The organism is Brotocaccenecus cirricatena (assembly GCF_020687045.1).
GTDB classification, from domain to species: Bacteria; Bacillota; Clostridia; order Oscillospirales; family Oscillospiraceae; genus Vescimonas; species Vescimonas cirricatena.
Genome location: NZ_JAJEPW010000043.1, coordinates 1 through 25,455, shown reverse-complemented (window position 1 = coordinate 25,455; position 25,455 = coordinate 1). Strand labels below are relative to the sequence as shown.

Here is a 25,455-nt window from a genome sequence, read left to right as displayed (position 1 = left end):
GGATAGTAGCCGCTGTTGCCGGACTCGGTGATGACCACCTTACCGTCCCAAACCATGGCCACCAGGGCGTCCACGGCTTCCAGGATCTTCACGGTCTTGCCCTGCTTGGCGCTCTGATCCGCCTCGGCCTGGGCCAGGGTGGTGCCCTCCCGGAACACGTTCACGGAGCCGTCGTCAAAGGCGGCGATGAACGCCCGGCTGGAGCTGTCGTGGTGCACCACGCCGTTCATCACCAGATAGCCGGAGGGCTCGCCGGTGTTGATGTTGAACCAGGAGGCGTTGACGCCGCCCACCACGTTCAGACCGGACTCTTTTTCATAGACATGGGCCTGGTCCGTGGTGGTTTTCAGGGTCCAGCCCTGCTCCTTGGGGTTGCGGTTGCCGTAACCGGCCACGATCTTGGCCCGGCCGCCGGAGGTGTTGACCTCCATGACGTTTGCAACCGTCTGGGAATTACCCGCATCGTTATTGGTGATAATAACTCGCTCGGAAATGTCGGGTGCGATGGAGTAGTTCTTCACTGAGGTGACATGGTAGCCGGTGCCGGGGATGCTGCTGCCCTTGACGACCTCTGTGCCCTGCGACTGTGTCTGCGCCGCTGCATCCAGTCCCAGAGCCGTTGCCGGGAACAGGGATACAAGCATGCACAGCGTCAGAACAATCGACAGAATGCGTTTTGTCCTGCCATTCATTGGTACTTTCTCCTTCTTTTTTTATTTATTCATTGCCTGCCAAGGCAAATAAATACCGCTTTAACGATACCAGGCCCGGAAATGGTGGTGGGAGACCTGCTTGTCCGGAGGGGGATCCGGAGCATAGTCGCCGTACAGCCGGCGCAGATAGGTGTCGTACCCCCCGGGGGCACAATAGGTATGCCCCTCAAACCGCACAGGCACGGAGGAGCCGAAAACCTCCGCCGGGATCAGCTCTCTGCCGCCGTACAGGCTCCAGACCACGCAGCCCAGATAGGCCGGTGCGGCAAGGGCGCGCCCGCGCTCCGCCTCGCGCCGGATGCGGCGGCAGAAGAAGCCGCAGCCCAGAAGGCGGCTGAGCCGCCAGAACAGATACAGCGCCGCCCGCCGCCAGCCGGTGCGGGGGGAGAGAAAACGGGACTCGATGGAGGCGGAAACGCCCCGGCGCCACAGGCCGCACCGCCGGGCCTGGGCCGCGCCGCCGGACCAGGCGTCCAGCGGAAATATGTCCACGTCCAGGCCGATGTCCGCGCCGAAATCGGCGCAGGTCTCCTGCTTGCAGGTGGACAGGTCACACAGCTTGGCAAAGGGCAGACGCCACCCGGAGGTGCGCTCCTGCGACAGCAGGCGATACGGCCCGGAATCCGCCCCGGAAAGCCGCATCAGCCGGTCATAGTCGCAGCGGGGCATGAACACGTCGATGTCGTCGTCCCAGGGAATGAACCCTTCGTATTTCACGGCGCCCAGAAGGGTGCCGTTGGAGAGGAAGAAGTGCAGACCGTTTTCCCGGCACACCTGGTCTAGATGGCGCAGAATGCCCAGCTCTACCTGCTGGATTTCGCGAAGGTCGGTGATCTCGTTCATTCTGCGCTCCCTCCTCTGTCCGCAAAGGCGTGTATATTTTTCCGGATATAGAGCATCCGGATGCCGCACAGAACAACCTCCGTGGCGCTGCGCAGAAGGGCCACGGCCACCAGCGAGTAGCACCCGGTCCACAGCAGCGCCAGCAGCCCCAGCACCTGGAAGCTCAGGGCATAAACGGTGCTGCGGCTGGTCTCCGCGTTGCAGTCGATGGCGCCCAGGGTGGGCCACCCGAACAGCAGGGCGAAGAAGCTGAAAAACAGAACGGGTATCAGATAGCGGAAAATGCGGGCTGCCGGGGCATAGGCCTGCCCGCCCATGAGGACGATGCCGAAGTCTGCCAGAAAATAGGCCGCTGCGCACCCGGCCAGAACCAGCGGCAGAAAGAGCCTCACGGCTTTCACAATGCGGGAGAATCTGCGCTCCCGCACCATAACGGGGTAAAGACTGTCGGTGATGGGGGTATACAGCGCCTGAACGGCGGCCACTGCCTGAATGCAAACACCCCAATAGGCCACCTCCTGTGTGGTAAGAATGATCCCCAGCAGCAGAGTGTTCAATGCGCTGAAGGATGTGGAGGCCACGTTGGATGCGAAGTAGACAGCGGAATCCTTCAGCATGGCCCAGGCCGCCGACGCGTTTCGGGACAGGCGCACATGCAGCCCCAGCCGGTGCAGCTGGGGAAATACCATGAGAACGGCCGCCAAACTGCCCAATGTGTCCAGCAGCGGGATCAGCAGTACATCCGCATCAGATCGGATCAGTACAAAGGTCAGCGCCGTGGCGATGCCCCGCATAACGACAAAGCGCAGGGCAATGGCCTCCATCCGCTCCATGCCGCGGAATAGGAAGTCAAATAAAAACAGCGTCAGGAATACCGGCAGAAAGGACAACAGCGAAAGCAGCGGACGGGCCCGTAAAATGGGAAGCACCGCCGTCAGGACTACCAAAATCACCAATGCAGCCCCCGCCAGCCACAAGCGGGCCAGCAGCACGTCGCCCATGATTTTCTCTTGGGCAGCCTTGTCATGACGGACACGGACAATCTCCTTGGTGGCAGAGAGGACAAAACCAAAATCCACCAGAAGCTGCAGATAGGTGGTGACAGACTTGACATATACCACGCTTCCGTAGCAGTCCGTGGATAGGACCCGGGTCAGGTACGGAAGCGTCAGCAGCGGGAAAATCATTTTTGCGATGTTCATAGCCATCAGCATGGCTGAGTTCTTGGCAATGCCGGATGTCTGTTTCATAAATGGGTCTTTCCCTGCCAGGTCAGTGGTCCCAGCAGAACACAAAGGGATAGGTAGTATACCACTCCGGCGTGCGGAACAAGTGGATAGTACACGCGTATGCGGCAAATGCTGCCAGACTGGCCAGCAGTAGAATTTTCCTGGTCTGAATCGACATACGGTGCAGGCGGTTTGCAAAATAAACGCAAAGATTTAGTTGGAAATATTGCAGAAAGCGGCTGAAGATCGGGGCTGTATAGCCCAAGACACACACCACCAGAAGCAAGAACGACAAACGGAAATCCCATTCGTCTCGTCCGCTCCGGACGGGGGCATCCTCTCTGTCACCAACCAGCTCACCCACCAGCAGCACCAGCCCGAATACCAGAAAATAGAGGATCAGGGAAAGCTTGGCTCCGGATTTCAGATAGCTGCTGCCAAAGTATAATTGGTACCGCGGGAAAATCGACGCAATGACCGCTACCAGGTATCGAGAGCTCACAAGGCATACAGCGCCAACCAAGGCTGTAACCCCAAGGAATGCACGCCGACGGCGGACCCGCAACAGGAAAAACACGGGAAACCACAGCCAGGCCGTGCGGTGGAATAGACCTGCCAGCAGGATCAACAGCAGTGTCCGCAGATTTTTCTTTTGCGTCATCGCTTCATATGCCAGCAGCAACAGCGCAATAGCCAGCGCCTGACGGATGCCGGAAATGTAGAAATCAAATATTTGCAGGGTAAAAAACAGGTACAGGCTGAAGCACGGCGCAAGGGAAAATTTTGCCAGGAAACGGCCTGTTACCGCGAAGGAGAACAGTGATGTGACAATAAATAAAATCTGCGGGTCCCGAGTCAGGCGACTGAGAAAAAAAGTCAAAGCGGTGAACAGCGGCTCAAAGCTGGTGTGCCGGATGGTATGCCAAAGGTTTTTTTGGGAGGCTACCACTTGAAAGAACTCCCGATAATTCTCTGTGTCGTTTCCGCATGAGGCCCCCCGGAACATAGCCAGGAAGCACAAATAGGAGATTCCTAAACCCAGAAGTAATTTGGAGTTCAAATAGCGCCGCTGTGGGTAGACCGATAACGGCGTGGCCTCTAGTCCGCACAGTAACGCAAAAAAAGCTGCGTTGAAAAAAAACAATTCCATAATCAGTTTCTTTCGTAAAGCTCCGTCAACTGCCGGACAGCTGTATGAATATCCAGATTTCTCCGGGCAAACGCCTCTGTAACATCTCTTGTGCGGTCCGCAGGTGCTTTCAGCTGCTTTTCAAAAGCGGCAGCCCAATCCTTGGGCTGTTCCAATGGCAGACGAACCATCCGATTCGTCACATTCGACTCAGGAGACACTGTGTCCGAGGCCAAGCAGGGTAATCCGGATGCCTGTGCTTCCAGCAAAGCCATACTGAGTCCCTCATATAAGGATGGCATAGCAAACACATCCATGGCGGCGTACAGCAGACGAGTGTCCCGGCGGGAACCCAAAAAATGGACACTACCTTGTATTCCTAAATCTGCGGCCTGGGTGCGAAGCATCTGCTCCAAGGGACCGTCGCCAATCAGCAGCAGCTGTGCCGCAGGCACGGCCCGATGGCATATAGAAAATGCCTTCAGTAAAAAGCGGTGGTTTTTCACCTCCACCATGCGGCCCACATGGCCGATAACCGGCGTTTCCGGTGCGATACCCAACTGGCTGCGGCATAAGCGCCGCGCAGTGCTGTCAAAGGAAAATGCATGGGTATCAATAGCATTGGGGAGAATATATACCGACGATGGAATGCCCATCAAAGCTGTTTCCGCTGCGTGAGAACAAGCAAGAAACGTGTCCACTCTTGCAGCGGACAAGTATAGAATCAACCGGTTGCGCAGAATACTTGCCCCGGATTCGCCAGGCTTCTCACTGTGGCTGTGCAGAAAGACGGCTTGGACGCCATAGCGCCTGGCAACAGGTCCCAAAACTGCGGCCGACCAGATGGGATGACAATGGAGAATCTGGAATTCCCCTTGATGTGCGCGAAAAAAAGCGTGGATATTCCCCATAGAGAGGGGGCCCGGACGGGGAATACGGAAAGTCCTGCCGCCCAGGGAGCGGATCTCCTGTTCATAGGATAGCGGACCATCCTCAAAATATAAAAAATCAAACTGAACCCGGCTGCGGTCTATATGGCGGTAGTAGTTCATGACCACGGCGGCCATGCCGGAGCTGACCTGGATATCCGCCATAAAATGCAGTACACGCCGCATTGTTTCCATCCTTTCTGTTAACTCTGAGATGCGGCTGCGGTCAACTCCTCCGGTGTCCCGGCCCAGGGCATTTCCGGCGCGTCTCCCCGGCGCAGAAACCGCTGGTATACGCGCTGGCGCAGAGCGTCAGGCAGCAAGACCGTGCCGCCAAAGCGGATCAGTAGATTCTGGCAATAGGTCCCGGCACCGATCAGGCCGCAGGTTCGCAGAGCGTGCTCCAGCCGAACCGTTTGGCAAAAATAATTCCACCCACCGCGGCGCGCCTGGAGTCCGGATACCCGGGCCAGGACGCATACCTCCGGCAGATTTGCCATACAGCAGCCAGCTGCCAGCATACGGCCCCACAGGAAATAATCCTCAAACCCCTTCAGGTCCTGATAGCCGCCCGCTGTCAAAACATCAGCCTTGCGAAACAGCACCGTCATGTGATTCATCGGATTACGTCTGGCGGCGCTTTGGCGAATTTTTTCTGGAGATACCGGCACCATGCGATAGCCCTGGATATTTCCCATGGTACCGGTAAATTCCGCAATTTGCCCACCCACAACGGACAGGCCGGGATCGGCGTTCATAGCCGCCAGCTGGTGCTCCATCCGCAGGGGCAGCGCAATATCGTCTGAGTCCATACGGGCCACCAGTTCGCAGTCACACGCAGACAGTCCCTCTTGCAGAGCAACGCCAAGCCCCTGATTTACGGGCAAACGAAGAATCCGGAATAAATCCGGATACGTAGAGGTAAAGCCATCGATCACTTTGTCCAGTGCCGGAGTCAATGGCCCATCACACACCAAAACGAACTGCGTTGGAGGGCAGGATTGGTAGAGCATGCTTTCCACCGCAGCAGAGAAAAATTCTGCGTTCTCCTTCACGTATACGGACATTAGAACAGAATACTCCACTACCGAGCCCCCTCGTGGTCAAAGATAATATGTATGGTGGAGAACAAACACTGCAGATCTAGTCCCACAGACTGATTCCGGATATACTCCATGTCATAGCAAAGCTTCTCCTCCGGGCCGAGGTCGTAACCGCCATTGACCTGAGCAAGACCAGTGAGCCCCGGCGTTACAGCCAAGCGCTGATAAAAACCCGGAATATAGGTCTCGAATATTTCATAGAATACCTGCCTTTCTGGGCGGGGGCCTACGAAGCTCATGTCCCCACGCAGAATATTCAATAGCTGAGGCAACTCGTCGAGCCGAGAGTTCCGCAGAAACGTGCCCACCTTTGTACAGCGGCTATCATGTTTATCAGCCCACTGCGGGCCATTCTTTTCAGCATCGAGACGCATAGTGCGGAATTTATACATAACAAAACTCTTTCCGCCCTTCCCAACTCTCTCCTGCCGATAAAAACCGGGGCCGGGGGAATCCAAACGTATTACCACATAGATAACCGCACAAGGAATAGCAACCACCAGGCATGCCATCAACGCCATTACCACGTCAAAAGTGCGCTTCACAAATAAAAATACTCCATCAGAGCGGGCAGCAATAGTAACTGTCGGCATTTCTTCAATTCTGGTGGTATCCTCACCCATACGGATGGCAGAATGCGCCATAACCCCGCCTCCTCTGCTGGTCGTCGCCTATATAATTTGATGAACATTATTCTGTTATTTGCTACGCAAATAACAGAGGTTGGCATGCCAACCTCAAATATTCTAATTCACTTATAATTATATAGTATAGCCCGAGTTGTAAAAAAATGCAACCCACTTTTCTATAATTTGGCAAAAAGTGAATTTATTTAAATTATATTCTCCGAGTTGTACAAAACGCGGCAACATAATGCAAAACATACAGGAAGAAGCAGTCTAGTTATTAGAGAGGAGTGAATTTCATGACGCACTTACATGTGAAAGTAACTGAAAAAACAGCGTACTACACAGGTCCCATGCCAGTATGCGGAAACTCTGACTATATGGTGGAATGGGAGTTGGATCAAGAATGGGATGACCGCCAGTCCAAGACCATGCGGGTGGTTTTCCCGGATGGCCGATATCAGGACACCTTGTTCAGCGGCACATCCGTAGCACTGCCTGCGATCCCGAGTCCCGGGTGGATATCTGTGGGCCTGTATGCCGAGGGACTTCAGACACGGCCCGCAGAGATCCGCGTGCTGGCATCTGTTGTAAGCAGCAGCGGCACACCAGCTTCCCCGGCTCCGGATGTGTATGGGCAGCTGGTGGCGCTGCTGGACAAGAAAATTTCCGCGCCTGATCCTGCCGGAGAGGTCGGGCAGGTCCTGTCAAGCGATGGTCAGGGTGGTTACAATTGGGTAAGCCTGCCCAACGGATCGGCTATGGCCATGCGGATAGCGGACGGTGTTATCCAATACAGCCCTGACGGGGATACCTGGTCAAATCTGGTGGACATGGCAGAGCTGACAGGTCCTGTGGGGCCTGCCGGACCTGCGGGAAAGGATGGTGCAGACGGCAGTAATGCCTCTGTTACCCTGGAAAATGTAACCCAGGCCCTGGGCTATACCCCCGTCAGTCCTACCCAACTGGCCACCGCCATGGAAATGGTTCCGGACTATGTGACCCAAGCAGCAGACAGTGTGGCCCAGCGCATGCTGGAGCATGTGGGGGCCAACACTTTCAGCTTTGCGCTGTTCACAGATCTACACTATGCACCGTATTTCAACGAAACCAGAGGAGCGGAACACCCTATCAGCTATGCAGAAACGGCAAAGCACCTGGTGGCGGCAGTAAACCGTGTCCATGAAAAGGTCCCGCTGGCCTGCGTATTATCTCTGGGTGACAACGTAGAAAGCGCCGACAATGCCGATAAGGTAACGGCTGCCGCTCTGCCTACCGCTGCCTTGCGAGGCGCCCGGAATCGAAAGCTTCAAATGGATAAGGTCACGCAGCTGTGCAGTATTTTCCAGGGCTTTTGTCCTCTGTACATTCCTCAGAAAGGGAATCATGACGACGGCGGCCTGGCCGCCTATTCATCCGAAGCAGATCACAAATATTACCTGTCCTATCTGATGCAGGATGGTGACTATTTTGCCAGATTTTTTGCCAGGAGTGGCAGCAACGCCGTGCATATGGATGCCGATGGGAACCTACTGGCGTGCTATCTGGATGTGCCAGCCTGCAAGGTGCGGATGATCTCTCTGAACTGCGTGGACTTGCCCTATACGTCCAATGCGGACGGAAGCTGTCCCTATCTGGGTGCACCGTATAACCAGTATCTGGCAGGTCAGCACTGCTACGGTTACGGACAGGAACAGCTGAAATGGCTGGCTGGCACTGCGCTGCAGCTGCCGGGGAAAGGCTGGAAGGTCATTGTGTTCCAGCACATCCCCATGCTGGACAGTTTTACTAAGCAGGATGGCGGTGCTGCGGACCACCAGCGCTTCAATTATGACGTACTGGAGGGGATTCTGGATGCCTACCAAAAGGGAACGGCCTACTCCTGTGCAGTTGCCGCCGGCAGGGCCCCCAATGGAGCAGAAAGTACCTATTTCCCCTGTACGGTGTCCGCAGATTTTACTGGCCAGGGGGCACGGGATATCATTGCTATATGGAATGGGCATATCCACCGGGATCTCTACAGTAAAACGACCATGCCCACGAAACCGGTGGGGGCCACCATTATCATTCCAGATTTTATCAACCGGTTCAGCAGTGATGATGTCACGTTTCTGTACAATCAGCGCTATAGCTCCTCTGCCGCCAACAAGCTCAGTACGGCAAACAGCAAGGGCAGTCTCAGCAACGTTATTGCCGCCGCCAAGGGAGACACCATCCGTATTCGCTTCGGTGCGTCTATGGCAAACTATGCCTGGCCGATAGTCCTTCAATGCAGCGACAGCGTCGGCACCGTTACCACAGCAGGCATCTACGTCAGTGACGGAAATGATGCAAAAATCACCTGGAACAGTGATAAGACGGAGGCCGTGATCACCAATCCCTATACCGCTTCCTATTACCGCTTTGCCCTTCCTCTGGAAACGGACGGTGTGATTATTACGGTAAATCAGGAGATCACCTATTCCCAGCAGACTGGTGAAGGCGGCCAGCCAGTTTTGTTTGTCTCTACTATGCTGGCCTGTCCCAATTATTCTGACGGAGGAAATGCTTGGGACGGCAAGCATTATATCCACACCGCCGGTACCGCCGAGGAAACCTCCATAGATTTTGTCACAGTGGATATAGCTCGGAAAAAAATCTATGCCACACGCTATGGTGCTGGTTCAGACCGCGAAATGAACTTCTAATTGCGGGGAAGTATTTGTACCTTACATCAGGTATCGGCGGAGTTCGACAATGGCTTTCTTAACGGATTTAATGACCGCAGGATAGCTGCACCCCTCCAACGCCGCAATCTGCTCATAGGTCAAGCCTGCAAAGTAATACAGCTCCAAACGACGGCGCTGCGTGTCAGGCAGTATGGTAATTGCTTTATGTAGTGCTTCTTGCATTAATTTCCCTTCAACCCAATCAGCTACCTGATCTCCTGACGCACAAATAGCTTCCGGAAATTGCACACCTCGGGCAAAATGCCGTTCTTCCTCATTGTGCAGACGTTTTACATCCAATTCTAATTGATTCATGGCGCGGTAGAGCTCCATACCAAGTGCAATGCAGTGGTTTTTCCCCTCGCCGTCAACAAATCTCACGTAAAATTGCGGTTCTGCGTTTTCTGCCTCAACTGTGAAAATTGTGTATGGAAAATCCGCATACTTCCTCCTTTTGGGGCGCTTATCCTTGCCAAGATAAAATTTATCCATTTTTATAGTCCTCCTTTATTGTCCGATTTTTTGCGTAGTTAAAAGTCGGACGGAGGACCCCGGCACGGCACATGCCTGGTGAGCGATTCGCAGTGTAATGAACTCGGTCTTCGTAAAGGCATTTTGTTCATATTCAGCTGGCAGCATCACGCCATAAAACAACACCACTATAAAAAAGCGCTTCTATGAAGGACAGGTCGTCTTGAACGTTCCTTCATAGAAGCGCTTTATTCACTTATACGCACCGCGCAATCCGGCATCTTTTATCGCATCACCTGGCAGCTCCAGCTTCTGCTGATACTTGGAAAGAGCATTGGGCATTAACAAGTCATCCTCTTTGCGGGAAATTCTCATGATTGCATCCGATAAGACCATAGCCCCTCCATTTTGAAACTATTTCGTCCAGTCTTACTTGTAATACCATCGTACCAATTAATATGGCGTATTGCAATATATTTGACTATATTATTCGTTAAATTGTGTTAGATGATTTGCTAATATATCGCACATCACTTCCTGATAAAGCCATATCCCAGTATCCGATGATCGCCTACCGTGTAGGAGTCCTGACGGCAAAAATTATTGTTGTTACCTTCAACTGTATAAATAGTTCCATCCTTGACACGTTCCACGATACCCACATGGTCAGCCTCCCCATCTTGGGGGCCAGAGCCGCCCTCGTTGTCCCAATCGAAGAAGATAATCATGCCGGGAGCAGGCTCGACGGAGCCGTCCAACCATTGCCCACGATCCCGAAACCACTGCACACCATTTCCGCAACCGGCAAATTTTGGGCAAACACCGGTGTCGATATAGCCGCATTGGGCGGCACACCAGCTGACAAAGCAGGCGCACCATTCCACATGGCTTTCAAACCCATACCAAGACCAATACGGCTCACCGCCTATATTTCCGACCTGCGACAGAGCCACCGTGACGATAGCATCGTCCCCGGAGTAAATGCCGTAAAGGACGGCAGACCATATACTGCGATTTCCCTCAGCAAGCAGTTCGGAAAGCTGCTGCCGCTGATCGGCGTTGAAATTGAAATGGTCTGCCATCTCCTCGGCGGTTCTGTGGCTGCCCGTAATATAAAGATAGGTGCGTGTGACCGTCGTGGTAGTTTCCACGATGTTCCCGTGGCCGTCGTCGGTTTCGGTGATGACGGCCTCAGTCTTACGCTCGGTGCGGGAAGATATTTCGTTCATCTGCCAGAAAATATCCTTGAGGATGGCCTTTTTGGCATCGTCCACCGTAGCGACCTCCTGTGGATCGTTTGGGTCAGTCGTGGTTTTCACCGCATACACGGCCAGCACCTCCGGCCAGACCGCACGGGACCCGGACATTTCCAGCTCATCATAGGTGCTGCTTACCCTTGTGGCGTCAATCTGTAATTGATAGTCGGCATTGATCTCCTGTACGACCTGGCGCATGGTCTGTCCCGTACCGCTGTCCTCGCCGGAGAAGAAGATGCCGAAGCAAGAACCAGCGATTAGCCCGATCACACAGAGGACAAGGATAATCGCCACCGCTGCCCAGCCCCCTGCGGCAATGGCAGCAATGACAGCCTTTGTTCCGGAGATAGCTGCTTTTGCAGCGGAAGCTAACACCTTAACAGCGCTCTGAGCCGTCTGGGCAGCGACCCTCGCCGCAGTCTTGACCGTCTGAACTGCCTTTGATGTCGTCTTTGCGCCAGCCTTGGCCGCCTGCACCGCTCCGGAACCGACAGGCAGCTTTACGACGATGCGGCCGGTCCGCTGCATGGGGCGAGCACCTATCCGCATTATTTTTGTGGGCTTGGGCGTATGGACGGCCTGCACCGCTTTCTTCGACTTGTTTTCCCTCAGTACGTCCCTGCATTTTTGCATTTGCGCTCTTGCCTTGTCCGTATTTCGCCGTGCATCAGAAAAGTCACGACAGCCCCGCTTCCGGAATTGGAAGCCCAACTCGGAGACTGCGCCTTGCGCCATGCGCTCCAGCTTCTGAGCGCTGTACTCCTGCGAAGAGGTCTCTGCAGGAGTGGCGTTACGTTCAGCAGCATCCTTTGTGCGGACGGCCGCAGACTTCAGGTGCTCAGCGGCAACCGCCGCACGGTCAATGGTCTTAACGGTTCCCTTGACGGCCTTTCTTGTTTTCAGGTCTGCCATTGCGCCCCCTCAATTCTCATGGAGTGTGACATTTTCCATTCACTCATCTCGTCTTACCTCCCACAATAATGCTCTCGTCCGGTTTCGTGGTCATCAGGCGGTACAACTCCGTGTCCTTGGGGAACTGATTCCGAAACGGCACCAGTGCGCCGCCGTAGCGCAGCAGGCCGCAGCCTGCCGGTGCGTTAGTGATATAGCTGGTCTGCTCCGGGGAGATGTTCAAAAGCGCCGCCAGCTTCTCCCGGTCGCTGGGTGCCTGATTCAGCAGAATCAGCATTTCGGAGTTGGAGAGCATGGTGCTGGCCTGCACGCTGTCCAGCAGATACTCCACATTCTGCGTAATGGCGGTGGGATAGGCCCCACGTTTGCGGAAGCGCCGCCATGCGGAATCGAAGAAATCCGCACTGTACGGATTCTGAAAGACCACATGGAACTCGTCTATAAAAAGGTGTGTCCGCTTGCCCTTGCGCCAGTTCTCCGTCACACGGTTCAGCATGGCATCCGTGATGATCAACAGCCCCATTGTTTTCAGCTGCCGCCCCAGGTCCATAATGTCATAGATGACGATGCGGTTTTGCGTGTCCACGTTCGTCTCATGGGCAAAGGCATCCAGACTGCCGGTTGTGAACAGCTCCAGCGCCAACGCCAGATCACGGGCTTCCTCCTCCGGCTGCTCCAGCAGCTTCTCCCGCAGAACGCACAGCGTCGGGACAGGGCCGCCCCGCTTATAGGCCGCATACACGGCATCCACGCACCGGTCAATGATGCTCTTTTGCAGAGGGCCGATGCCGCCCCGGTCCAGCTGTTCAAACAGGGACAGAATAAACTCGGATTTGTCTACCACCGGGTTGCCGCCGTCACCGTAGCCCTCCACCATGTCCATAGCGTTGATATGGTCGGGGCTTCCCGCCGCAATGCGGATAACCTCGCCGCCCAGCGCCTGCCCCAGCGCATAATACTCACGCTCCGGGTCGCAGACGAGAATATCATCCTGTGTGGCCAGCGCAAGAAACGTGATCAGCTCCTTTGCCGAAAAGGACTTGCCGCTGCCGGGGACGCCGGTAATAATGGTGGATTGGTTCAGCAGATTGGCCCGGTTGCACAGCAGCAGATTGCCGGAGATGGCGTTTTCTCCGTAATAAATGCCGCCCGGCTCCATGATCTCCTGCACCCGGAAGGGCATCAGCGCCGCCAGAGATTCCGAGGTGAAGGTACGCAGAATATCCAGCTTCTGCACGCCGATGGGCAGCGCCGTATTCAGTCCGTCCATCTGCTGAAAGCGAAGTGTTGCCATCTGGCACATTCTTCCGGTGGCGGCATTCATAATATAATCGGTGTCAGCATCCAGCTGCTCTTTGCTGTCCGCTGTATGCACCAGCGTCAGCATCCCCAGCATCATCCGCTGGTCACGGATGGTCAGGTCATCCAGAAATTCCTTCATCTCCGCTCGCTGCTTCTCCATGTCATAGGGAACCGTTCCGGAGAAATTGTTGTTGGCCTGCTGCTTCCGCAGGAAATCCACAATATTCCGCTCCACGCCCAGCAGGCGGCTCTCGCTGTCCCAGATGGCCTTGTCCATAGGAATCGGCACCACATCAATGGAGAGGATCATGGGACGGTCGATACCGGAAAGTTCCGAGAGAATATCGTCCCGCAGATAGGCGGCGTAATCCTTCAAAAACAGCACCCGGCCATAGCGGTCGCCCATGCGGAAGTGGTCCCGGTCAAATTCAAAGCTGTCCGGGCAGATATAGTCCTGAAAGCTGTGGCCCAGCTTCATGGACAGCGCCGGGTCAAAGTGGAAGTCTGCCTCCTCACCGTGGCGATAAAAGCCATGCAGGGCCCGCAGCCGGTCCATCATGTCCAGTTCTGTGCAGCGGGAGCCAAGCCGGGAGAGCGCCAGCGTAAACTCCGCTCCTGCACGGACAAAATAGCTTTCGGCATCCTTATAGCTTTTGCGTGTGACCGTCACGGTGATATACAGGTCCCGAATCATCCCGCTGGCGTGAGATGCTTTTTCCAGCAGCATGGCGTTGTACTCCCTGCGATAGTGGTCGTGACCGTCATTTGCGTAGGGAATCATGATATAGTCCTCGAAATCACGGCGATTGAGCTTCCGGGTGACAACGCTGAACTTTGTGGACGCATTGCTGTCGCAGAGATTCAAAAGACCGCTGTATCCCAGCAGCATGGATTTCTGGTCCTCCTCACCGGCCAGCGCATAGTTGATGTCGGAAAACTGCCATGTGCGGCTGTACCGGTTCGACCCCACAAGGAAGATACCGCTTTTCCAGACCGTGCGGATGGGGATCACCTCCTGCACGCTGCGGGGAATACGGAACTGCTCCGGATCTCTGCGAAGCAGCCCTTTCAACTTTTTCAGCATTTTTTGCTACGCCTCCTTTTTGTTCCATGTTCCGCTATAAGCTTCGGGGCAAATGCACCAAAATTTATAGCGGAGCGCTTCTTTTCCTGCCTGCGCTGTTCCTGCATAGCTTCCCAATACAAATTGGTCGGTCGGAAGGTCAGCCGCTTGGGAACGAGAAATTCCGACCGCAGCCATGCAATGAAAAACTTTTCTGCCATCATGCCGTGGTATTTCACAAAGCCCATAGCGGCAAAGGGCGCTGCGCCGAGGATGCACAGCCAGCTGACCGTTTCCGTCCCCAGCGCATCCCGCAGGCCCAAATAGATGCCTACTGCCATCCCGCAGGCCAGCAGCGAAAAAATGAGCTGCCGCAGCGACAGCCCGAAGAAGATATTCTCCTTGTAGTCCCGTATCTCCCGGTTGATTTTGATCTCCATAGCCGTTATCCTCTCTCCGGTGCATTTTTCGCCGGTCGCTTGGGCTGAATGGCCGTGGGACTTTCGCCGCTCTCCGGGCGCAGGAAGTCCATCCGTGCGGCGGCGTGAATGGCATTGTCGTTGAGCTGGCGCTGCCATGCGCCTACGGACGGTGCCCACTTGAATCCGTTGCATTTCAGCTTGCTGCGCTGCTCCTCCGAGGGCTTTTCGTCAAAATACAGCCGCAGACGGTTGTCCTCCTTGTCTGCTTCGGCACGGCCGCCCGGAAAGTCCCAGCCCACATATTCTGTGCTTTGCGTCCGGGATACCTCCTCAATGCGCTGCCGGATCCGCCGCATCTCCGCTGTGTTGCCGCTGAGGACGTAGGACGGATACGGCTGCTTTTCCCACGAATATCCCTCCTGCACACGCCTGTCCAACTTAGCGGCAGCCTCATCCGAAAGGCCGGGGCAGCCCAGCGCCGTGGCGTGCTTGCGGAAATAGGCATTGACTTCCTTCATGCGGGCGTGCATTGCAGTCAGCTTGTCGAGCTTGGCCTGCAGCTTCTCCACTGCCTGTGGATCGTCACTGTAAATCACATGGTTCTGCATCATTGCATTTTCTCCTTTTCAAATTAAAGTCCCATCATCTCTCGTACCACACGGTCTGCCATTTTTACCGTCCCGACCAGCACCAGAAGATTGAAAATCAGCTCTCCTACATACGTCCATACCTGCGTGACTGCCGCCGCATTGGGATCAACGGCAGGCGGGCTGGATGCAAGCAGGGAGAAGATGATGCAGGCCAGCACGATAATGGCTCCCTCCAGACACACGGCGGCATAGGATTTCAAAAAGCTTTTGCCCACCTGTTGACTCGGTTCCCCCGCAAAGGCCGAAAGGGGGATCGGAGCAATAGCCGTGTAGATATACAGGCGAAAAAAGCGGCCATATACCGTGAGGACCATGACAAAAGACAGGATCGTGATAAAAAGGCCCCCAATCAGTGCCACCGCCCAAAGCGGGATGCTCTCCCAAAAGCCGCAGCTTTCAATGGCGGTCACGATCTCGGCGGGTAGCACCGTCTCCTGCGCTGCACCCATTCCGGCTGCCGACATGATGGAGGAAATGACCCCCTGCACGATGGTGAACAGGGCCATCATCAGTTCCAGTCCGTAGGTCACGGCGGCTTTGGCCAGCGCAAAGCGGATAAAGAGCTTTACCGCCGCCTCCGGGCGCTTGATCTCTGCGAAGGAGCCGCAGGTTTTCACGACGCCCACCACAAAAAACAGCACCAGCAGCGCAAGCCCAATGGCCTGCATCGTGTCGTGGATGAGCAGGACCACGTTCCAGATGGTGCCGCCCTTGAATGTTTCCGGCGATTGCGTGATGAGCTGCCAGATCTCCGCCAGCTTTTCGTTCCAAATCGCAAGGGCGTTCTCCAGATTCTGAACGACCCAGTTGTCACTCATATTGCGTTCTCCTTTCCCGGCAGCAAGAGACAGGCTTTGCGCCTGCCTCTTGTTGCCATCTTTATCGGGTGCGGTCTGCCGGGGACTTGCGAACGATCCCGTACACATCGTCCACAAAGAACTTCCCGACAAACGGATTGAAAATCGCATGGCATCTCACGCCGTTGTATTCCGCCAGATAGTCGTTGTCGCCCAGATGCTTGATGATCCTTGCTTCTCCCAGAACGTGCTTTTCGCCCTGTTTCAGAGAATGGATATAACACTCGCACTTTCCCATGATGTTCCTCCTTTCCCTCAGCCCGTGATAAGCGACAGAATCTCTTTGGCAAATGTCACGATCACGCCGCCAGCGAGTGTCAAAAAGCCGTTGCTGCGCTGGGACGGGTCGTGACTCTGGAAGGACAGACCGATTTGGACAATGCCCCAGCCAAGAAGGATCAGCCCCACCGCACGGATCACGCCGAAAATAAAGTCGGACAGGTTGTTGATGACCGTCAGCGGGTCGCCAGCGGCAGAGGCCGTTACAGGCATACAGCACACGCAGAGGACAGCGGCGGAATAGACTGCCAGAAATACCCGGCTCTTTTTCCCCATCGGCAGGGGCCTGGTTTGCAGACGTTTTCTTTTATCAGGATGCTTCATCATAATTTTCCTCCATAAAAATCGCTTCCAGTTCTTCACTGGAGAGCAGTTCAAACTTTTGTTCAGATAGATCGGCCGCAGGAATTTCCTCGTCTGGTCCCCACTGCCAGCCATCCAGACAGATGGACGCCACGGCCTGCTCCGTTCCGCCGTGGACATAGGGCAGCCCGCCGCCATCCGGGGTGCGGGACACCAGCGGGTGGGTCAGGATGTCATATTTGTCGTCGCAGACCGGCAATTCGCCGCGGATAAACAGTAGCGCCTTGCGGTTATCCAGCATCCGCACCTCGTCCGGCGTCATCAGCTCCCGGCCCGTGATCTGATAATTTGTGCTGTAATTTCCATTGCGCCCGGACGATTTCCCGTAGGTGTTGGTGTCAATCGTGGCTTTGCCCAGCAGTTCCGAGATATACTTGTGCGACCCCTGTTCGTTGCCGCCGAGATACAGCAGTTCGTCGCAATTCCCCAGCACGCTTTCCCATTGCTTTTCAAACAGCGCCTTCAGCTGGGCTATATTCTGCAGGATGATGGACACAAACACATTGCGGGAGCGCATGGTGGACAACTTGATTTCAAAGTCGTTCGGCAGACTGATGTTGGCAAACTCGTCCATCAGGAAATGGACCGGGACCGGCAGGCTGCCGCCGTGCTTATGGTCGGCGCTGTCAAAAAGCTGCTGGAAAAGCTGCTGATACAGGATCGACACCAAAAAATTGAAGCTGGTGTCGCTGTCGGGAATCAACCCAAACAGCGCCACCCGTTTTTCACCCATGTCCTGCAAATACAGTTCATCCGTGGCCGTCAGGGCAATCAGGGAATCCAGGTTGAACTTCTCCATGTGGGACGCCAATGTGATTTGAATGCTTTTCAGCGTTTTGGCGCTGCCGGAGCGATACTGCTTGTAATACTTCACGGCAATATGCTCCGGGTCCCGCATTTCCAGCCGTTCAAAAAGCACATCCAGCGGAGAGAGATAGCTGTCGTCATCCTCCCGAACTTCTCCGGCCCGAAGCATCTCCATGACCATCGGAAAATTCTGTTCCTCCGGTGGGGCCTCGTGATAGAGATAATAGACCAGCGCCGAGAGAAGAATGGATGCGGTGGAATCCCAGAAGGGGTCCTGCGACTGTGCGCCCTTGGGCGTTGTCGCCTTAAAGAGATTCGTCACCAGCGTCTGTACCTCATTGTCGTTGGTCAGGTAGACGAAGGGGTTATAGCAGTGACTTTTCTCCATGTGTAGCAGGTCCAGCACCCGGACATCATAGCCTGATTCCCGCAGCAGCCCTCCGGAATCCCGCAGCAGCTCGCCCTTGGGGTCAAGGCACACAAAGGACGGCCCCTTCGGAGACAGGCACGCCTCATACAGACATGGCTTTGCATAGCAGCGGGTCTTACCTGCGCCGCTGCCGCCGACCACGACCGTGTTCAGGTTGCGCCTGTGCTTTCGACCGTCCAGCCCCATGCGGATGTGCTGGGTGAACACCTTGTTCGGCTCCGGTGGCTTGGCGCAGTATTTCCGGTTCAGCCGCTCCGGGCTGCCCCATTTTGCGGAGCCGTGTTCCACGCCACGCCGGTAGCTGCGCCGGGTGGACAACATCGCTCCCACCAGCAGGCCATAGGCGGCGACAAAAAAGAGGACAGCCTTTCCGCTGTCCTCGCACCAAATAATATGAAACGGATGCTGCATTGCTGCAGGGAACTGCCGGATGATCCCGAAAAGTCCACCGGATGCGGCCGGGGCCACCAGCAGCCCCAGCCACACCGCAGGAAGCAGGCCCAGCAGATACCACACGCTCTTGGCTTTACCGTTCATCTCTGCACTTGCCCTTCCGGGACTTGCTCGGCGCATCAATGGTCTTGACAAGCACCTCGTCCACAATATCCGTCGGGCGCTGCTCGTGGATTAAATCGTTTCGCAGTTCATTGAGCGCATGAATGACCACTCCATGCTGGTACGAATCGAGGGTCAGCACCCGCTTACTCGGTTTCTCCATCGCTTACCGCTCCTTTCTGGCGTTTTTCTGTGCGGACGCACGGCTCTGCTCCAGCGCCCGCCCCATTCTGCCGGTCATGGCCTGGAGCGTATCTCGGATATCGGTCAGTTCACTGCGAATGGTCTGCGAATCGGCATCCCGCAGCGATTCCGGCAGGCGGCTGAAATCGTACCCACGGACATCTACCCCATATTTGCGGCAGAGCATATAGGAGATGCAATAGCCCCGGAACGCATCCGCCTGCGGGTCAGCGTGCTCCGTCTGGTCCAGCTCCGCACGGGCCATCGCCAGCGACACGCAGCGAAACAGATCCTGTCCATCCATGCCACGCTGGACAACGACGGTTCTACGGGTGTAGTCATAGGCCGCACCGTTGGGGACATTCTCCGCCATTTCGATGGGCACCGGGCGCTTGGAGATCAGAGCCGAGAGCAGCAGGCGGTCATCATAATGCACCTGCGGCTGGCGTTTGGCATCCGTCTGTGCAATATCAAAGACCTTTTTTACATGATAATAATATCCCGTGCGGCCGTCCTCGGTCACATAGCTGTCCCCGGCCTCCAAAATGGAGATGCCCGTCTCATGCCTGCGGACATATACCCCCTGTTTCTTCCAGCCGTCAAAGTCCCGCAGGCGGGTGGCCTTGTCATTCTGTGCGTAGATCAGCAGGGCATTGGTGGGCGAGTAGCGGTCAAAGCGTGCCTGCACATTCAGAAAGCCCCGGAAGGCGTCTCCGTCCTGCATGATCTCATGCGCCATTTCATCCGCCAGCGCATACAGGTCGTCCCGCTCGGCCTTTTTCTTGGCGGCGTATTCCTCCTTTGTCAGCTGCGGCGGGGCGCTGGGCGACTCCGGGGCAGCGGGGGTAGTAAACAGATCGTCAAAATTTGCCATCGTTATCTCTCCTTACTTTTTCTGCTCCGCTTCTTCTGCGGAGGTTGCTTGTGCCGGATGGGCTGCTGCGGCCTTTTCTCCTGCTCCGGCTCATTCCGCTGGGTGGGGATGGTGCCGTCCTCCTGTCCACGCCGGATCTCCCGCAACTCCTCCCGGACGGAAGGACGACCATCTTTAGACGCCCCTTCGGAGTTCTCTCTGGTTTTGGAAGAAGGCTCGGACGGACGGGAGCGCTCCGTGCGAGCCGCCGTAGGGTTTTCACGAAGCGTCTCCTGCCGGTCGGCGGGGCCCGAAAGCATCTCGTCCAACAGGCGGTCATCCTCATTTTTCTGGGGATGTGTCTGCTCCGGGGCAGGTTGTCCGGATGTTTCTTTCTCCTCGCCGGACAGGCTCTCCCGGATGGTCTCCGGGTCGGATACCGTGGCGATTTTGATATTCTCCACGATGCGGTTGATTTTTGCGGCATCCTCGGCACGCACCATGATCTCGCTGATGCCCTGCGGATTGTCCTTTGCCTCCCGCAGCACGCAGTAGACCACGCCGTAGCGCTTGGCGTCGGCCACAAAACGGGCCATGTCCTGATTTTTGACGGTAAAGATGGTCAATTCCTTGCCGCTGCGGAGCATGGCGGTCAGGCGCTGCCGCCCTTTGACCTTGTTCCTGTCCCGGTTTTTCAGGGCGGCGATCAGCAGCGCCGATACCTCCTTGGCCGCACTGCCTGTAATCTTGGCGGCCACCTCCACGCCCTCCAGACTGAGCCGGACGACCTGTTCGGCGGCGTCACCGGATGTGTTCATGTTGCTGTTCCTCCTTCTGTTGATTTTTCTCGTCCTCCCGGACGGCTTTCAGTTTCTCCGCCATCACGCCGGAGCGCTCTGCAATGTCGTCGCACAGATGTACCTCCCGGCGCAGCGCTTTGAGCCGTTCAGACAGCTCCCTAATCTGCGCCCTGTGTGCATCGGCCTGTTCCGGGCTGTCCCGGACGGGCTTGGTGCGCAGCGCCTTCTGCAGCGCCCGACGCTGGGCGGAAAGGGTCGTGATCTGCACCTCCTGTTCCTTTTTATATAAAGCAAGCTGCTCGGCGGTATCAATGTGATGCCGTGCGAGCAGCCGTACTTCCTGTGAGATATTATTCAGTTTTATCAGATCCTCCCGGAGGAGAAAATGCAGCCGTGCCCGGTTCTGCGGGCGGCGCTTTGGAAACACGCCGAGTTTATAGCAGTAATAAAGATACAGTGCCCGAAAGCCGGTTATCTGCCGTGCTTTCTGCCACTTGTCCATAGAATAGACTTTCTTCCGTTCTTTTGGAGCCTCCGGATGGGGAGCCTGCGGCAGGGGCTGGGACAAAATACGTCGCCGTATCCCATCTTCGGTGTATGCCGCCCCGAAGTTCCGGGCAAGGCGCACAAAGCGCTCCTTTCCGGGCGGTCGCACGGAGATGTCCTTGCCGAACTTCACCGCATAGCCCTTCTGGCGCAGCAGATAATAAAACTGCTTTTCGCTGACGCTTTCCCGGATCAACTCGTCAATTTCGCTGCGGATCAGGCCACGCCATGTGGGGCGCTGCTCCTGTTCGGCCCGCCATTCCCCGTAGTGCTTTGCCTTTCCCGGCTGGGACTTCTCCACCACGGACAGGCCGTATTCCCGGCAAAGTGCGTCGGAGACTGTCCGCATTTCGTAGTAGTCTTTCCCGGTACGGTGGTAGCGGATGCCATCTATGAAGGACACAGTGTTCACCACAAAATGATTATGCAGATGGTTCTCCTTATCCAAATGGGTGGCAACCAGCACCTGATATTTCTTGCCCCACAGCTTTCGGGCCAGCTTCACGCCGATCTCATGGGCCAGTTCCGGTGTAGCCTCACCGGGGGCAAAGGACTGATACCCATGATAGGCAACGATGCCGTCCTCCTTGCCGAAACGTTTTTTGGCCGCCAGCATCTCATCCCGTGCCGTTGCGGGCAGGCAGTTGATGCCGCTGACCAGCTGGCGCAGTATGGGGACACTTTCACTGTCCAGTGCCTCCGTCGTTTTATCCGGACGGGCGGCGTAGTCAATGACATCCGATAAATTCTGTGCCTGCACATCGGTCATATTCTTTTGCCGGTAGAACTGCGGATTTTCCGTCTTTTCCGGGTTTTCGATATAGAGCACCACTTTGCCGAGCCATCCCTTCACGGCCCAAATGGAAGTTGTCGCCATAGCGCTACTCCCGTTTTGCCGGAAGGATGACTGCCGCCGTGACCTCCCGGATAAAGGCTTCCCACTGCCTGCGGCCCTCATCGTACCGCTTGGCATCTATGACGTTCAGAACATGGGCCTTCTGTGCAATTTGGTTGAGAAGGTTGCCCACATAATGCAGTTCCCGCATGAAGGCAAAGTATTCCGGCGGCGGGGCCTCACGGGGTACTACTCCGGCAATCAGGTGCCGCAGGTAGGCTTCACGGGACAGGCGGCATTTTTCCACCTGCTGGTTCAGGTGCTCCGCCTCCTTTTCGTTCAGCCGCACCTTGATCTCTATCTCTCGCTTGGTCATTACCGTTCCTCCAAAGGTCAAAATTGCCGCATCTGGCGGCGAGGGGTTACAGGGGATGCCCCTGTCAAGCTGCCTTTTGTCCCCAAAAGGCGTTGCTTGCTGGTATAGTACATTCCTGTACGCCCTGCGGACGTGCTTCCGGGTGTACCTGCTGATAAGAACATCCGTTATGGAAAATCAAGCGTAAATCCCGGCACACCATACCGCAAGCCTCCTCTGTTTTTCATTTAAGGTTATACCGTGAAGTATTATAATTTCGGGTATAATTTTGTAAGAACCTTATATTCGCTCATCGTGCCATACTTCTCTCCGTTTTCGGTACTGTTTTGGTGATCGGAAGCCCCTTCCGCAGGCAGAGCCAGTCATTATAATCCTTGCCCTGGCAAGGAAAACCGTCCCGCACAACATACTTGCCTGCCAGCTGCTGCCGGATTGCATCGGCGGCGCTGCGGCCCGCAAGGTCATTGTCGAGACACAGGTAAATGGTTTGGACTTCCCGGTGGTCCCGAAGATACTGAGACAGGGCCAGTGGCAGACGCCGTTCTGCCAAATTCTTCTTGGGCTGGTACACACCGGCCAGAGACAACAGGTGCTGCGACCTCCACGGCAGTCTGTCCTCCTGCGCCATCGTCGCAAAAGAAAGCAGGTCGATGGCCGATTCAAACAGATACAGCACCGGTGACGGTTCCTCGGCAGGGATGGAAAAGGAAAACCGCTTATCGCTGCCCATTGCTTCCCCTTTGAAGTCTGTTCCGATTCCCCGCAGGCAGGCATAACGGGGTTGGCCGTCTTTATCCTTGCCGACAAATACGACATTGTGGTGGGGATAGCTCTCATAGAGCCGACCGCTCCGGATGCAGGAATCAATCAGTTCATAGTCGATTCCTCGGCTGTGCAAATACTCGACGGCATGGGTGGCGCAGCGGCTGACCTGCGGCAAAAGCAGTGTCTTTGTCTGCTCCGGCTGCTGACGGGTACAAGAAATGGGCGGCTGCCCAGCCGCCCGTCCCACGATCCGCTCCACCGCATCGGTGAAGGGAACCTCTTTCACTTTGATCAGATAGTCCAGCGCCGTCCTGCCGCCAATCCCACGGGAAAACCAGCACCACTTCCCGTTGGAAATTTTCAGACTGTCGTGCTCACGGGTGCAATAGGTGCTGCCGCCGAAATGCACCAGCTCCTGCGGCTCATAGGTCTGGAGATAGGTCAGCAGGTCCATTTCCTTTGCCCGGTCAATCATCTCCCTTGTCACATAGCCCATCGTTTCATCATCTCCTTGATATAGAATAAGCCGGACAGGTTTCACATCGGTGAAAGCCGTCCGGCTATGTAGGGGATCTGCATACTCTATGCAGATCGGGGTTATTCGGTTGTACGGAACAAATTATCGAAGAATACGATCTCCGTCAAAAAGGAGAATATCCGGATTTTCATCAGCGGCGTCCAGCAGGCGCTGTGTAAAACCACTCTTGCTGAATACACCGAAAATCACGGTGTAGTTTGGATATGCTTTGCGGATCTCATCTGCATTGGAAACTTTTTCCTTCAGTGCAAAATACACAGAGGCATCTACCGGCTTGCTATGATATTTACATTCACCGGCAAATATCCGCTTATTCTGCTGGTCTACTGCCATCACATCAATCTCCGTATCACCGTCAAAATCATTCAGCCAATAAGAGCCGATACGGGAAGGGGTAAAGGATACTGCACCGTCTTTGCAGAGTTTTGCAAAGATGTCCTTGCAGATGTCCTCATAAGCAAACGCCACAAATTTTCCAATGAAGTCCTTTTGAATCTCGTCCAGAACGATCTGCATATTGTCCAATTCCAGCTCGCCCTTGTACGGATACACATACCGAAACCAGAAGCGGATAAAGTTGTCTGCGATGAAGTACAGACCTTTTCTGGATTTCTCTGGGTTCTTTTCGGTGATGGGCGTCCTTTTTTCAATGAAACCAAGCTCGGAGAGCGTGGACAGATAAGGCGTCAGTGATGAGGTTTCCTGTCCCAGCACACCGGCGATCTTCCCCAGCTTATGGTTTCCGTCTGCGATTGCCTTGATGATGGAGAAGTAGTTCACTGCCGTCATGGACTCACTTTTCAGCAGGAAGTTCGGCTCCTCATACAGAAAGCCGTTTTTAGACAATACCACATCCTCGATCTGATCCAGCAGATCTCGATTATCCTGGAAGAACTCCAGATATTTCGGCACGCCGCCAGTCACGGCATATTGTTCCACTGCCTTGTCGAAGGGCAGGTCCTGAACGGCGTAAATCTCTGTGAAAGGCAGCGGAGCCAACCGCATCTGCGAGGTTCTGCGTCCGTACAGAGGACTGTCATAGGACAGTGCGTGTTTTTGCATCATGCCGATTAACGACCCGGAAAGGATCAGCATAATGTTGCTGTCCTTGAGCAGTTCATCCCATGCATTTTGCAGAATGGAGGGGAAGGCTGGATTGGTCTTGACGAGATAGGGAAACTCGTCGATCACCAGCACCTTCTTCTGTTCCGGCTCATAGTCAGCGATCACTTGGAACATATCCATCCAATCGGAAAAGGATGCCTTTTGCAGCAGGCTGTTTTTTGTTGTTCGAGCGATCACTCCGGCAAGGCGCTTCATGCTCTGCGTTTCAAGTTCCTCCGTTGCAAGAAAATAAAACGCCGTTTTCTTTTTCAGAAATTCTTTGATCAACGTGGTTTTTCCGACTCTGCGGCGACCGTAGATCACCACAAAGCTGCCGTCACGCTCGTATTCTGCGTTCAATTTGGCCAACTCTGCTTTTCTGCCGATAAATTTCATAGGTCCGCCTCCTTGTATGATAAAATAGTTTATGATAATCTCGTTTATATTATACGCAAGGGACGCAGAAAAGTCAATCCCTGGGGCGAGTTTTTCTCACCTGTTTTCCAACAGGAAAATAAATGGAAGTTATTGGAAATACAGTATAATAAGCGGGATTATGATAAATCAGTTTATACTACACGCAACAAGGGCGATGTCCTGCGTCTCTTAGAGGAGAAAACAGGCAGCAGGCCGACACCTGCTGCCTGTTTTCTCCTCCTCGACCGAAAAAGCGGACGGATGCCGTTTATCGCTCCCGTTCTGCGGTTTTTGGCCGGATCCGGTCACCTTCATCCGGCTCATCCGCCATGACGGGGCGATCCTGCTCGTTAAGATTCAGCAGCACATTCAGCTCGTTCAGCCGCCGCGT

The 25,455-nt window shown here is 55.1% G+C and carries 25 protein-coding genes; 1 reads left to right on the top strand and 24 read right to left on the bottom strand.

Annotation, left to right across the window (positions count from 1 at the left end; genetic code table 11):
* The 7 genes from LKD37_RS12545 to LKD37_RS12515 form a co-directional block, all read right to left on the bottom strand.
* The coding region (locus tag LKD37_RS12545; RefSeq protein ID WP_302929536.1) for a hypothetical protein at window positions 1-692 on the bottom strand (692 nt) is incomplete at its 3' end.
* Between the two features lie 60 nt (window positions 693-752).
* Window positions 753-1,556, bottom strand: coding sequence for a LicD family protein (locus tag LKD37_RS12540; protein WP_302929535.1), 804 nt, complete (start codon window positions 1,554-1,556; stop codon window positions 753-755).
* Window positions 1,553-2,806 carry an oligosaccharide flippase family protein gene (locus LKD37_RS12535; protein ID WP_302929534.1) on the bottom strand — a complete coding sequence of 418 codons (1,254 nt, stop codon included), beginning with the start codon at window positions 2,804-2,806 and terminating at the stop codon, window positions 1,553-1,555. Before LKD37_RS12535 ends, LKD37_RS12540 begins: the two co-directional genes overlap by 4 nt.
* A gap of 22 nt (window positions 2,807-2,828) precedes the next feature.
* Entirely contained in the window at window positions 2,829-3,935 is a 1,107-nt protein-coding gene (locus LKD37_RS12530) for an EpsG family protein (protein WP_302929533.1), read from the bottom strand.
* Window positions 3,936-3,937: 2 nt separating this feature from the next.
* Window positions 3,938-5,008: a glycosyltransferase gene (locus LKD37_RS12525; protein WP_302929532.1), complete on the bottom strand. Its 1,071-nt coding sequence runs from the start codon at window positions 5,006-5,008 to the stop codon at window positions 3,938-3,940.
* 38 nt (window positions 5,009-5,046) lie between these two features.
* On the bottom strand, window positions 5,047-5,910 hold the full coding sequence (locus LKD37_RS12520) for a glycosyltransferase (protein ID WP_302929538.1): 864 nt from the start codon (window positions 5,908-5,910) through the stop codon (window positions 5,047-5,049).
* A 17-nt stretch (window positions 5,911-5,927) separates the two neighbouring features.
* Window positions 5,928-6,590, bottom strand: coding sequence for a sugar transferase (locus LKD37_RS12515; protein ID WP_302929531.1), 663 nt, complete (start codon window positions 6,588-6,590; stop codon window positions 5,928-5,930).
* A 335-nt stretch (window positions 6,591-6,925) separates the two neighbouring features.
* On the opposite strand from LKD37_RS12515, the gene LKD37_RS12510 reads away from it, so the two are divergent.
* Window positions 6,926-9,259: a metallophosphoesterase family protein gene (locus LKD37_RS12510; RefSeq protein ID WP_302929530.1), complete on the top strand. Its 2,334-nt coding sequence runs from the start codon at window positions 6,926-6,928 to the stop codon at window positions 9,257-9,259.
* 21 nt (window positions 9,260-9,280) lie between these two features.
* On the opposite strand, the gene LKD37_RS12505 is transcribed toward LKD37_RS12510, so the two are convergent.
* From LKD37_RS12505 to LKD37_RS12425, 17 genes are all read right to left on the bottom strand, one after another.
* Window positions 9,281-9,772 (bottom strand): RNA polymerase sigma factor, encoded by a 492-nt coding sequence (locus LKD37_RS12505; RefSeq protein ID WP_302929529.1) that lies wholly within the window; start codon window positions 9,770-9,772, stop codon window positions 9,281-9,283.
* 231 nt (window positions 9,773-10,003) lie between these two features.
* A complete protein-coding gene (locus LKD37_RS12500) occupies window positions 10,004-10,147 on the bottom strand; it encodes a hypothetical protein (RefSeq protein WP_302929528.1) in 144 nt (47 codons plus the stop codon).
* A 134-nt stretch (window positions 10,148-10,281) separates the two neighbouring features.
* Entirely contained in the window at window positions 10,282-11,919 is a 1,638-nt protein-coding gene (locus tag LKD37_RS12495) for a CHAP domain-containing protein (RefSeq protein WP_302929527.1), read from the bottom strand.
* Window positions 11,920-11,962: 43 nt separating this feature from the next.
* Window positions 11,963-14,305 carry a VirB4-like conjugal transfer ATPase, CD1110 family gene (locus LKD37_RS12490; RefSeq protein ID WP_302929526.1) on the bottom strand — a complete coding sequence of 781 codons (2,343 nt, stop codon included), beginning with the start codon at window positions 14,303-14,305 and terminating at the stop codon, window positions 11,963-11,965.
* Complete coding sequence (locus tag LKD37_RS12485; protein ID WP_302929525.1) at window positions 14,299-14,724, bottom strand: PrgI family protein; 426 nt, start codon at window positions 14,722-14,724, stop codon at window positions 14,299-14,301. Before LKD37_RS12485 ends, LKD37_RS12490 begins: the two co-directional genes overlap by 7 nt.
* 5 nt (window positions 14,725-14,729) lie before the next feature.
* A complete protein-coding gene (locus LKD37_RS12480) occupies window positions 14,730-15,317 on the bottom strand; it encodes a DUF8626 domain-containing protein (protein ID WP_302929524.1) in 588 nt (195 codons plus the stop codon).
* 20 nt (window positions 15,318-15,337) lie between these two features.
* Window positions 15,338-16,174 (bottom strand): VirB6/TrbL-like conjugal transfer protein, CD1112 family, encoded by an 837-nt coding sequence (locus LKD37_RS12475; protein WP_302929523.1) that lies wholly within the window; start codon window positions 16,172-16,174, stop codon window positions 15,338-15,340.
* Between the two features lie 61 nt (window positions 16,175-16,235).
* A complete protein-coding gene (locus LKD37_RS12470; protein ID WP_302929522.1) occupies window positions 16,236-16,451 on the bottom strand; it encodes a hypothetical protein in 216 nt (71 codons plus the stop codon).
* A gap of 17 nt (window positions 16,452-16,468) precedes the next feature.
* Complete coding sequence (locus LKD37_RS12465; RefSeq protein WP_302929537.1) at window positions 16,469-16,816, bottom strand: glutamyl-tRNA amidotransferase; 348 nt, start codon at window positions 16,814-16,816, stop codon at window positions 16,469-16,471.
* Complete coding sequence (locus LKD37_RS12460) at window positions 16,803-18,629, bottom strand: VirD4-like conjugal transfer protein, CD1115 family (protein WP_302929521.1); 1,827 nt, start codon at window positions 18,627-18,629, stop codon at window positions 16,803-16,805. Before LKD37_RS12460 ends, LKD37_RS12465 begins: the two co-directional genes overlap by 14 nt.
* Window positions 18,619-18,810: a hypothetical protein gene (locus LKD37_RS12455; protein ID WP_302929520.1), complete on the bottom strand. Its 192-nt coding sequence runs from the start codon at window positions 18,808-18,810 to the stop codon at window positions 18,619-18,621. Before LKD37_RS12455 ends, LKD37_RS12460 begins: the two co-directional genes overlap by 11 nt.
* 3 nt (window positions 18,811-18,813) lie before the next feature.
* The gene (locus LKD37_RS12450; protein WP_302929519.1) at window positions 18,814-19,704 is read right to left on the bottom strand and encodes an ArdC-like ssDNA-binding domain-containing protein; all 891 of its coding nucleotides are present in this window, start codon (window positions 19,702-19,704) and stop codon (window positions 18,814-18,816) included.
* Between the two features lie 2 nt (window positions 19,705-19,706).
* Entirely contained in the window at window positions 19,707-20,501 is a 795-nt protein-coding gene (locus LKD37_RS12445; RefSeq protein WP_302929518.1) for a PcfB family protein, read from the bottom strand.
* Window positions 20,485-21,906, bottom strand: coding sequence for a relaxase/mobilization nuclease domain-containing protein (locus LKD37_RS12440; RefSeq protein WP_302929517.1), 1,422 nt, complete (start codon window positions 21,904-21,906; stop codon window positions 20,485-20,487). The genes LKD37_RS12445 and LKD37_RS12440 overlap by 17 nt, the downstream gene beginning before the upstream one ends.
* A gap of 4 nt (window positions 21,907-21,910) precedes the next feature.
* Window positions 21,911-22,240, bottom strand: coding sequence for a plasmid mobilization protein (locus tag LKD37_RS12435; RefSeq protein WP_302929516.1), 330 nt, complete (start codon window positions 22,238-22,240; stop codon window positions 21,911-21,913).
* A 289-nt stretch (window positions 22,241-22,529) separates the two neighbouring features.
* Entirely contained in the window at window positions 22,530-23,501 is a 972-nt protein-coding gene (locus tag LKD37_RS12430) for a DUF3991 and TOPRIM domain-containing protein (RefSeq protein ID WP_302929515.1), read from the bottom strand.
* 123 nt (window positions 23,502-23,624) lie between these two features.
* Window positions 23,625-25,043: an ATP-binding protein gene (locus LKD37_RS12425; RefSeq protein ID WP_302929514.1), complete on the bottom strand. Its 1,419-nt coding sequence runs from the start codon at window positions 25,041-25,043 to the stop codon at window positions 23,625-23,627.
* Between the last annotated feature and the right edge of the window lie 412 nt (window positions 25,044-25,455).